At 64.9% G+C, this 10,339-nt stretch carries 8 protein-coding genes; 6 read left to right on the forward strand and 2 right to left on the reverse strand.

The genetic code is table 11. From position 1 onward, the window contains the following. Position 1: 1 nt before the first annotated feature. Both ACL9RJ_RS02750 and ACL9RJ_RS02755 read right to left on the reverse strand, forming a co-directional pair. Positions 2–3,067 (reverse strand): efflux RND transporter permease subunit, encoded by a 3,066-nt coding sequence (locus ACL9RJ_RS02750; RefSeq protein WP_177118657.1) that lies wholly within the window; start codon positions 3,065–3,067, stop codon positions 2–4. 10 nt (positions 3,068–3,077) lie between these two features. Further along, entirely contained in the window at positions 3,078–4,199 is a 1,122-nt protein-coding gene (locus ACL9RJ_RS02755; RefSeq protein ID WP_422764850.1) for an efflux RND transporter periplasmic adaptor subunit, read from the reverse strand. A gap of 88 nt (positions 4,200–4,287) precedes the next feature. On the opposite strand from ACL9RJ_RS02755, the gene ACL9RJ_RS02760 reads away from it, so the two are divergent. The 6 genes from ACL9RJ_RS02760 (at position 4,288) to ispG (ending at position 10,319) form a co-directional block, all read left to right on the forward strand. Beyond that, a complete protein-coding gene (locus ACL9RJ_RS02760; RefSeq protein WP_256260468.1) occupies positions 4,288–4,416 on the forward strand; it encodes a hypothetical protein in 129 nt (42 codons plus the stop codon). Between the two features lie 88 nt (positions 4,417–4,504). Further along, positions 4,505–5,071, forward strand: a complete 567-nt coding sequence (gene idi / locus ACL9RJ_RS02765; protein WP_177118656.1) for an isopentenyl-diphosphate Delta-isomerase — start codon at positions 4,505–4,507, stop codon at positions 5,069–5,071. A 106-nt stretch (positions 5,072–5,177) separates the two neighbouring features. Then, on the forward strand, positions 5,178–7,097 hold the full coding sequence (gene dxs / locus ACL9RJ_RS02770; RefSeq protein WP_178991880.1) for a 1-deoxy-D-xylulose-5-phosphate synthase: 1,920 nt from the start codon (positions 5,178–5,180) through the stop codon (positions 7,095–7,097). Next, positions 7,094–8,026, forward strand: a complete 933-nt coding sequence (gene ispH, locus ACL9RJ_RS02775; protein WP_178991882.1) for a 4-hydroxy-3-methylbut-2-enyl diphosphate reductase — start codon at positions 7,094–7,096, stop codon at positions 8,024–8,026. Before dxs ends, ispH begins: the two co-directional genes overlap by 4 nt. Before the next feature lie 23 nt (positions 8,027–8,049). After that, the gene (locus tag ACL9RJ_RS02780) at positions 8,050–9,036 is read left to right on the forward strand and encodes a terpene synthase family protein (RefSeq protein ID WP_422764851.1); all 987 of its coding nucleotides are present in this window, start codon (positions 8,050–8,052) and stop codon (positions 9,034–9,036) included. Then, complete coding sequence (gene ispG, locus ACL9RJ_RS02785) at positions 9,036–10,319, forward strand: flavodoxin-dependent (E)-4-hydroxy-3-methylbut-2-enyl-diphosphate synthase (protein ID WP_422764852.1); 1,284 nt, start codon at positions 9,036–9,038, stop codon at positions 10,317–10,319. The genes ACL9RJ_RS02780 and ispG overlap by 1 nt, the downstream gene beginning before the upstream one ends. The last annotated feature ends 20 nt before the right edge of the window (positions 10,320–10,339 follow it).

A 10,339-nucleotide genomic window follows, 5' to 3' on the forward strand; every position in this document is an offset into this window, starting at 1 on the left:
GTCAGCCCTCGACTACAGGCCGGCGCTTGCCGAAACGCCGTTCCAGCTGGTTCATCGCCAGGAAAATCACCGGCGTCGAAAACAGCGTCAGCAACTGGCTGAGCAGCAGCCCGCCGATGATCGCGATGCCCAGCGGATGGCGCAGTTCCGAACCGATGCCGCTACCCAGGGCCAGCGGCACCGCGCCGAACAGCGATGCCATGGAGGTCATCAGGATCGGCCGGAAGCGCAGTTCCGCCGCCTGGCGAATCGCCGCCACCGGGTCCAGTCCGTCCTTGCGCTGCAACTCCAGGGCGAAGTCGACCATCATGATGCCGTTCTTCATGACGATACCGATCAGCAGGACGATGCCGATCAGGCCGATGATGTCGAACTGGGTGCCCGTCACCAGCAGGGCCAGCAAGGCACCCAGGGCCGCCGAAAGCAGGGTCGAGAGGATGGTCACCGGGTGCACGAAGCTTTCGTAGAGTATGCCCAGCATCAGGTAGACCACGACAATCGCCGCCAGCACCAGGAACACCTGGTTCGACAGCGAGGACTGGAAGGTCGCCGCCGCGCCTTCGAGATTGGCCTGGACCGTCACGGGCAGGCCGACATCCTGTTCGATCCGCGCCAGGCGCGTCACCGCCGCGCCCAGGGTCTGTCCGGGAGCCAGGTTGAACGAAATGTCGGCATAGGGGAACTGGCCCAGCCGGTTGATGGTGATCGGCGTGCGGATCACCTGCTGGGTGGCCATGCTCGCCAGGGGAGCGACCGCACCGCTGCTGGTGGTGACGTACAGCCCGGTCAGCAGGTCGGCGAGATTGCGCGGCGGCCGGTCGCTGGCCATCACCACATGGTACTGGTTGAGCTGGGTGTAGATGGTCGAGACCTGGCGTTGGCCGAAGGCGTCATACAGCACATCGTCGATGGCCTGCGGTGTCACCCCCAGCCGCGAGGCCGTGGCGCGGTCGATGGTGATCTGGATCTGGTTGCCGAACTGCAGCGCCTGGCTTTGCACATCGCTGAACAGCGGATCCTTGCCGATGGCCGCCAGCAGCCTGGCGGTCCACTCCTCCAGCACCTGCGGGTCGGTGGCCTGCAGGCCAAGGCGATAGCTGGTGGTCGATACCGTCGCATCGAGGGTCAGGTCCTGCACGCTGTGCAGGTACAGGCGTACCCCGGAATCGTCGGCATTGGCGTCGGACAGTCGGCGGATCACCGCCGCCGCGCTGTCGCGCTGGTCGCGGTCCTTGAGATTGATCAGCAGGTTGCCCTGGTTGATGGTCGGGTTGGTCTGGTCGATGCCGACAAAGGACGACAGGCTCGCCACCGCCGGGTCCTTGAGGATGCGCGCGGCCAGCTTCTGCTGCTGCGCCTGCATCTGCTGGAACGACACGGTCGGCGAACCCTGGGAAATCCCCTGGATCAGCCCGGTGTCCTGCTCGGGGAAAAAGCCCTTGGGCATGATCACGATGATCAGCAGGGTCAGCAACGCGGTAAACACGATGGACAGCAGGGCCAGGGTGCGGTGCAGCAATACCCAGTCCAGGCCGCGGACGTAATAGCCGTTGATCCGGTCGAAAAAGTCCGGGCGGCGTTCCCCCGGGTGGTTGCGCAGCATGCGCGAACACATCATCGGCGTCAGGGTCAGGGAAATCACCGCGGAGATCACGATGGTCACCGCCACCGTCATGGCGAATTCGCGAAACAGCCGGCCGACCACATCGCCCATGAACAGCAGCGGGATCATCACCGCGATCAGCGCCACCGACAGCGAGACGATGGTGAAGCCGATCTGCGCCGAGCCCTTGAGCGCCGCCTGCAACGGCGTGTCGCCCGCCTCCAGGTAACGGGTGATGTTCTCGATCATGACGATGGCGTCGTCGACCACGAAGCCGATGGCGATGGTCAGCGCCATCAGCGTCAGGTTGTTCAGGGAAAAGCCCAGCGCGTAGGCCACCGCCAGGGTGCCGACCAGGGTCAGGGGCACGGTGACGGCGGGAATCACCGTGGCCGGGACATTGCGCAGGAACAGGAAGATCACCAGCACCACCAGGACCACCGCGACCGCCAGCTCGTACTGGACATCGGTGACCGAGGCGCGAATGGTCTGGGTACGGTCGGTCAGCACGCTGACTTTCAACGTGCCCGGCAGGCTGGCACGCAGCTTGGGCAGCAGTTGCTGGACCCGGTCGACCACCTGGATCACGTTGGCCCCCGGCTGGCGCTGGATGTTCAGCACGATCGACGGTGTGGCGTCGGTCCAGGCCGCCTGCCGGGGATTTTCCGCGCCCTGGACCGAACGAGCGATCTGTGCCAGGCGGATCGGCGCACCGTTCTTGTAGCCGATCACCAGGTCGCGGTACTCGTCGGCTGACTGTAGCTGGTCGTTGGCACCGATGGAGTACGCCTGGAACTTGCCGTCGATATTGCCCTTGGCCTGGTTGACGTTGGCCGTGCCGAGGGAACTGCGCAGGTCCTCCAGCGACAGGCCGAGGCTATTGAGCGCCGAGGTATTGGCCTCGATCCGCACCGCCGGGCGCTGGCCGCCGCTGATGGTGACCAGGCCGACGCCGGAGATCTGCGAAATCTTCTGGGCCAGGCGGGTATCGGCCAGGTCCTCGATCCTGGTCAGCGGCAGCACGTCGGAGGTCAGCGACAGTGTCAGGACCGGGGCATCGGCCGGATTGACCTTGCTGTACACCGGTGGATACGGCAGGTTGGCCGGCAGGAAGGTGCCGGCAGCGTTGATCGAGGCCTGCACTTCCTGCTCGGCGATATCCAGCGACAGCGCCAGGTCGAATTGCAGGGTAATCACCGAAGCGCCGTCGGAGCTGGTGGAGCTCATCGACTTGAGGCCGGGCATTTCGCCGAACTGGCGCTCCAGCGGTGCGGTGATCGAGGAACTGATCACGTCCGGGCTGGCGCCCGGGTACTGGGTGAATACCTGGATGGTCGGGTAGTCGACTTCCGGCAGCGCCGAGACCGACAGGAAGTGGTAGCCGAGCAGTCCGATGAGGAAAACGGCGACCATCAGCAGCGTGGTCGCGATGGGGCGTTCGATAAAGGGACGTGAGATGTTCATGGGCAACCCCTCACTGGCCGACCACCTTCACCATGGAGCCGTTGTCCAGTTTGTCCGCGCCTTCGGTAATCACCTGCTCGCCGGCTTTCACGCCGTTTTCCAGGACCGCCGTGAGGTCGCCACTGATCGGCCCGCTCTTGATCGTGCGCAGGCTGGCCTTGTTGCCCTGCACCACAAAGACGAAATCGCCCTTGCTGCCGTGCTGGATCGCCAGGGTCGGCACCACCGCCACCTGTCGCAGGGTGTCGGCCTTGAGCCGGGCATTGACGAACTGGTTGGGAAACAGCGCGTGCCCCGCATCGTCGAACTGCGCCTTGACCCTGACGGTACCGGTGCTGGTATCGACCTGGTTGTCCAGGGCCAGCAAGGTGCCGCTGGCCAGCAGGTCGTGCTTGTTGCGGTCGTAGGCCAGTACCTGGACCGTGCCCTTGGCCATGGCCTGGTCGATGGCGCCAAGATCGTCCTCGGGCACCGCGAAGACCACCGTCGCCGGGTTCATCTGGGTGATCACGGCAATACCCGTGGTGCTGCCGGCGGTGACGAAGTTGCCGGGGTCCACCAGGCGCAGGCCGACGATGCCGTCGACCGGCGAGGTGATGGTGCAGTAGCCCAGTTGCACTTGCAGGTTCTGCACCGCGCCGTCATCCGCGGCCACCGTGCCCTGCTGCTCCCGGACCGTGGCGACCTGGGTATCGAGGGTCTGCTGGCTGACCGAGCCGACCTTGATCAGCTCGCGAAAACGCGCCAGGTCACGCTGGGCGTTGACCAGTACCGCCTGATCGTGGTCCAGGACACCCCTGGCCTGCGCCAACTGGGCCTTGAACGCGCGATCGTCGATGCGGGCCACGACCTGGCCCCTGGTCACTCGCTGGCCCTCCTTGAAGTCCGCCGAGGCGAGGATGCCGGATACCTGGCTGACCACCGTCACACTGCGCGTCGGCGTCACCGTGCCCAGGGCGTCGATATACACCGGGACGTCCATCAGCTTGACGGCGACGGCCGTCACCGGATCGCCCAGCGACGGAGGTTTGCCCCTGGGCGTGTGCAAACCGTGATAAAGCGCCCAACCGCCAGCCAGGAGCGCGAGCGCCACGACGACCAGCAAAATCCAGGTTCCCTTGCTGCTCTTCACTCTTGTCTCCCCGGGGGCCTCGCTGGCGCGTGCGCAGCGGACACCGCCCCGATGCACTGAAGGTTAGTCTGCTATCGAGGTTGCACCCATGAACCTGAACGGCAGCTTTCTGCCGGCGATGGGGATCGTGAAACTCTTGTCAGTCAAGGAAGTGACGAACGGCCAGGCCGAATGTCCGTCTCCCCTTGCGCTTGGGCAGGCGCGATCTACTGTCTAAGGGTACGGTTACAAGACAACCCAAATTCCCCCCACGTATTCTGGTCTGCAGTTCCGTCCAGTGACAAAGACATCATGGAGTCCGCGTCATGGAAGAAACCCTCATTCTGGTCGATGAGGATGATTGCGAAACCGGCAGTGCGCACAAGCTGTTCATCCACCAACAAGGCTTGCGACATCGGGCCTTCTCGATCTTCATCTTCGACGGCTACGACCGCTTGCTGCTGCAGCAACGGGCCCTCGGCAAATACCATTCGCAAGGCCTGTGGACCAACACCTGCTGCGGCCATCCGCGCCTCGGCGAACAGACCCATGCCGCCGCGCAGCGACGCCTGTTCGAGGAAATGGGCCTGGCCTGCCCGCTGAAGAAAGTGGCGTCCCTGCTCTATCGGGAACAGGTCTCTAACGATCTGATCGAACATGAATTCGACCATCTGTTCGTCGGCATCAGCGATGCCCTGCCCGTAGCCAATCCCGATGAAGCCCTGTCCTGGGAGTGGATGACCCTCTCCGAGATTCCGCATTGCATTGCCGCCGCCCCGGAGCGGTACACGGTCTGGTTCCGCAGGATCTTCGACACCTACACCCTCGCGAGTCTGCGCACCTGGCAAAAGCTGGCGGTCACGCTCCCCTCGACCAGTCATCTGGCACTCTAGAGATCCCGTTCATGAAACGTTACGCGCACGACGCGTGGGCGACCTTGTTGCCGATCGCGCCCACCCCGGGTATTGCCGGGGCGCCCCAGGGACGGAGGAACACGACATGTTCGAGCTACTGAACACCATCGACAGCCCGGACGATTTGCGGGCACTGCATCCCAGGGCGCTGTCGACAGTCGCCGATGAGCTGCGAGCCTTTATCCTGCACAGCGTTTCACGAACCGGCGGGCATCTGTCGGCCAACCTGGGCACCGTGGAACTGGCCATTGCCCTGCACTATGTGTTCGACACCCCCCATGACCGGGTCGTCTGGGATGTCGGGCACCAGTCCTACCCGCACAAGATCCTCACCGGGCGCCGCGAGGCCATGGCCGGCATTCGCCAACTGGGCGGGATATCCGGTTTTCCCCGACGCCAGGAGTCCGAGTACGACACCTTCGGCACCGCTCACTCCAGCACTTCGATTTCCGCGGCCCTGGGCATGGCCCTGGGGGCGCGCAACAAAGGCGAGCACCGGCATGGCATCGCGGTCATCGGCGACGGCGCCCTGAGCGGCGGCATGGCCTACGAGGCCATGAACAACGCCGGCCTGCATCAGGACCTGCCGTTCCTGGTGATCCTCAACGACAACGATATGTCGATCTCCCCCGCCGTCGGCGCGTTGCGCCACTACCTGGGAAGACTCACCGCCCATCGCTGCACGCCTTCGGCCAGGGCCGCCATCAAGCGCATCCTGCGCGAGGAAACGGCGGCAGGCGAAGGCTCCGTCCCCGCATGCGCAGCACAGCTCACCGGGCAGAAATTGTCGGCGACGCTGTTCGAAGCCCTGGGCTTCCATTACACCGGTCCCGTCGACGGGCATGATCTGGGCGAGCTAATTCCGGCGTTGCAGGCCCTGAAAAGCCGGCGCGGCCCGCAGTTGCTGCATATCGTCACCGAGAAGGGCCATGGCTACAGCCCGGCGGCCCTCGATCCGGTGCTGTATCACGGGCCCGGGAAATTCAATCCGGAACAGGGTATCCAGCCCGTGGCAGCCGGCCGGCAGAGCTACACCCAGGTCTTTGGCAACTGGCTGTGCGATGAGGCCGCGCTCGACCCGCGCGTCGTCGCGATTACCCCGGCCATGCGTGAAGGTTCGGGCCTGGTGGAGTTCGAACGGCGTTTCCCCGACCGCTACTTCGATGTCGGGATCGCCGAGCAGCACGCCCTGACCTTTGCCGCGGGCCTTGCCACCGAGGGCCTGAAGCCGGTGGTCGCCATCTACTCGACCTTCCTCCAGCGCGCCTATGACCAGTTGATCCACGATATCGCCATCCAGAACCTGCCGGTGCTGCTCGCCATCGACCGTGCCGGCATTGTCGGGGCGGACGGTGCCACCCACACCGGGGCGTTCGATATCGCCTACCTGCGCTGCGTGCCCAACCTGGTCATCATGGCGCCGGCGGACGAAAACGAATGCCGGCAGATGCTGCACACCGCCCTGCTGCAGAACGGCCCGGTGGCGGTGCGTTATCCTCGCGGCGCCGGCAGCGGCACCCCGCCGCAGGTCGAGTTGCTCACGCTGCCCCTGGGTCGTGGGGAAATCCGTCGCCAGTCTGCGCAAACCCAGGGCCTGCGAATCGCCATCCTCGCCTTCGGCTCCATGCTGCTGCCCAGTCTCGAGGCCGCCGAGGTCCTGGATGCGACGGTGGCGAACATGCGTTACGTCAAACCCCTGGATGTCGACCTGATAGAAGCCCTGGCCTGCAACCACGATGTGCTGGTGACGGTTGAAGAAGGCTGCGTGAAGGGCGGCGCCGGTGCCGCGTGCCTGGAACATCTGGCCGTTTCGATGTTTTCCAACCAGGTCCTGCAACTGGGGTTCGACGATCAGTTCATCGAGCATGGCGCACCGGAGCAACTGCTGAGTGCCTGCGGCCTGGACGCCGGAGGAATTGTCGCGGCTATCCGGGTTTTCTCCGGGCAGGTGGCCCTGGTGCGCGGCGAGTCCCGTCGACAGCTGATGACAGGAGGTCGCCGGTGAAAGTCATCCTGGCCCAACCCCGGGGCTTTTGCGCCGGCGTGGTACGGGCGATCGAGATCGTCGAGCTGGCGCTGGAACAGTACGGCGCCCCGGTCTACGTGCGACATGAGATCGTCCACAACCGTCATGTGGTCGACAACCTCAAGGCCAGGGGAGCGATCTTCGTCGACGAGCTGGATGAAATACCGGTCGACGCCATCACCGTGTTCAGCGCCCATGGCGTGGCCAGGGTCGTCGAAGATACCGCGCGCCAGCGTCAGTTGCGGGTCCTCGACGCCACCTGCCCGCTGGTCAGCAAGGTGCATCACCAGGGCCGCCAGTATGCCGCCAGAGGCTATCAGGTGATCCTGGTCGGTGAAGCCGGGCATCCCGAGGTGGTCGGCATTCTCGGGCAGATTCCCGCGCCGGTGGTGGTCGTGCGTGATGTGGCGCAGGTGCGGGACCTGGACTTTCCGGCACAGACGCCGATGGCCTATATCACCCAGACCACCCTCAGCGTCGATGACACCCGCGCCGTGGTCCAGGCCCTACAGCGGCGCTACCCGGGAATCGTCGGCCCGGATACCCGCGATATCTGCTACGCCGTGCAGAACCGCCAGAACGCCTTGCGCAGCCTCAGTCAGTGTGTCGACCTGGTGCTGGTGGTGGGCGCGGCGAACAGCGCCAATACCGTGACCTTGCACACGCTTGCCGATGAAACCGGCGTGCCGGCCTACCGGGTGGCCGATGGCAGCGAACTGGACCGGCAGTGGTTTCGCGATATCGAGACCGTCGGAATCACCGCAGGGGCCTCGACGCCCGAGGCGCTGGTCGAGGATGTGATCGCCGCCCTTGGCAAGCTGGCACCGCTGACGATCGCTACCCTGCCCGGTCGCGAGGAACGGGTGCAATTCACTCTGCCGGACGGGCTGATCGCCCGCAGCCGCTAAACCATCGGGGCATAGGAGCCGACATGATCCCTGCATTCGATCGACCACCGATTCACCTGCCCTTTGCCTCGCGGATCAACCCGCATCTGGAGCGTGCCAGCCGAACCTCCGATGCCTGGCTGGAGTCGATGGGCCTGATCGACCCCGCGACACGCCAGGTACTGGACAGCGGGCGCTTCGGCGAACTGAACGCCAGGGTTTTCCCTGATGTGGATGCCACCGGGCTGGAACACATGATCAGTCTGATGAGCTGGCTTTTCCTGCTGGACGATGCCCTCGACCAGGGGGAACTGAACCATCATGTGATCGCGACCGAGGCCCTGCTGGAACGCCTGTTTTCGCAGCTGGCGCAAGACCCGCTGGCGCCCGCCGCCAAACCGGGCCCGGAGCTGGCCGGGTGCGCCCTGATCGGCTCGATCCGGCGCGGCCTGAGTACCGCCGGACAGCGACGTTTCCTCGGCGAGATCCGGGCCTACTTCGATGCGGTCCTGAAAGAAGTCGAGATCCGCGCCGCTGGCGAGGTGCCAGACCTGCTGGACTTCGCCCTGGTCCGGCGCTATACCGGCGCCAGCCAGTTGATGTTCAGCGCCGGCGAATATGCCAACCATGCCGAATTGCCCGAGGCCTTCTGCCGTACCCGGCCTTTCCAGGCCTTGCAACAGAGCACCAGCGACGTGCTGGTCCTGGTCAATGATATTTTTTCCTACGCCAAGGAAAGCCGTTCCGATGAAATCAACAATTATGTGGTGGTCTGCCGGCATCACCTGGGCCTGTCGGTCCGCGAGGCCATGGCGTTCGTCAATGGCCTGGTGAATTCCCGTGTCCGGACGTTCGAGCAGGCGCGGGAACGGCTGCCGGCGTTTCTCGATCAGCAGCGCTATACCGATCTCGAACGCCAGGCGATCGAGCGTTATGCCGACGCACTGGAAAGCTGGATGAGCGGCAATCTCGACTGGTCACTGGAGGTTCCCCGCTACAACGCCCCGTGTCTCACTGAGGAGGCTCGTTGATGAATCCCCTGATCACCCGCCGCCAGACCCGCCAGGTCGCCATCGGGCCGGTCAGCCTGGGCAGCGCCAGCCCGATCGTGGTCCAGGCCATGACCAATACCGATACCGCCGATGCCCGGGCCACCGCCGCCCAGGTCGAACAGTTGGCCCTGGCCGGCGCCGAACTGGTGCGGATCACGGTCAACGGCCATGAAGCGGCGTCCCAGGTGGCGAAGATCCGCGATTTGCTCGATGCCCGGCAGATCGGGGTGCCGCTGGTGGGTGACTTTCACTTCAACGGCCACCGCCTTCTGGCGACCTATCCCGAATGCGCGCAAGCCCTGGACAAGTACCGGATCAACCCCGGCAATGTCGGCAAGGGCGCCCGTCGCGACGAGCAGTTCTGCGAGATGATCGAAATCGCCTGCCGCTACGACAAACCGGTGCGCATCGGGGTCAACTGGGGCAGTCTCGATCCGGACCTGCTGGCGCGCATGATGGACAGCAATGCGGCACTGGCCCAACCGCTGGCCGCCGACGCGGTGATGCGCGAAGCGCTGGTGGTGTCGGCGCTGGAGAATGCGCAACGGGCCATTGCCGTCGGCCTGCCGGCGGAGCGGATCGTGCTATCGGCCAAGGTCAGCCATGTCCAGGACCTGATTGCCGTGTACCGCGACCTCGCCGCCCGTTGCGACTTCCCCCTGCACCTGGGCCTGACCGAAGCCGGCATGGGCTCGAAGGGGATCGTCGCCTCCTCCACCGCCCTGGCAGTGCTGCTCCAGGAAGGCATCGGCGACACGCTGCGGATTTCCCTCACCCCCGAACCCGGCGGGGACCGCACCCGCGAGGTGCAGGTCGCCCAGCAGATCCTGCAGACCATGGGCTTGCGGGCGTTCACCCCGACCGTAGTCGCCTGTCCCGGCTGTGGGCGTACCACCAGTGATTTCTTCCAGCGGCTGGCTCAACAGATCGAACATCATCTGGTAACGCAGATGCCCCTCTGGAAATCCCGATTCCACGGGGTCGAGCAGATGCATGTCACCGTCATGGGCTGCGTAGTGAACGGTCCGGGCGAAAGCCGCCTGGCGGATATCGGCGTCTCGCTGCCCGGTGCCGGAGAACACCCTTCGGCTCCCGTCTACATTGACGGCGAACGCGTGTTGACACTCAAGGGGCCAGGTATCGCCCAGGACTTCATCCAACTGCTTGAGGCCTATGTCGCTGCTCGCTATGGCCGGCAGGAGTCTGCACGGCGACAGCTGGACGAACTCCTGGCGCATCTGGGCAGAGTACGTGTGCTGTGAATCACCGCACGACCGGGACC

This window comes from Pseudomonas sp. Mn2068 (assembly GCF_049319725.1).
GTDB classification, from domain to species: Bacteria; Pseudomonadota; Gammaproteobacteria; order Pseudomonadales; family Pseudomonadaceae; genus Aquipseudomonas; species Aquipseudomonas gingeri.

Coding starts and splice junctions, on each gene's coding strand:
- idi (WP_177118656.1), top strand. CDS start 4,505: ATGGAAGAAACCCTCATTCTGGTCGATGAGGATGATTGCGAAACCGGC.
- ACL9RJ_RS02760 (WP_256260468.1), top strand. CDS start 4,288: ATGAACCTGAACGGCAGCTTTCTGCCGGCGATGGGGATCGTGAAACTC.
- ispG (WP_422764852.1), top strand. CDS start 9,036: ATGAATCCCCTGATCACCCGCCGCCAGACCCGCCAGGTCGCCATCGGG.
- ACL9RJ_RS02780 (WP_422764851.1), top strand. CDS start 8,050: ATGATCCCTGCATTCGATCGACCACCGATTCACCTGCCCTTTGCCTCG.
- dxs (WP_178991880.1), top strand. CDS start 5,178: ATGTTCGAGCTACTGAACACCATCGACAGCCCGGACGATTTGCGGGCA.
- ACL9RJ_RS02750 (WP_177118657.1), bottom strand. CDS start 3,067: ATGAACATCTCACGTCCCTTTATCGAACGCCCCATCGCGACCACGCTG.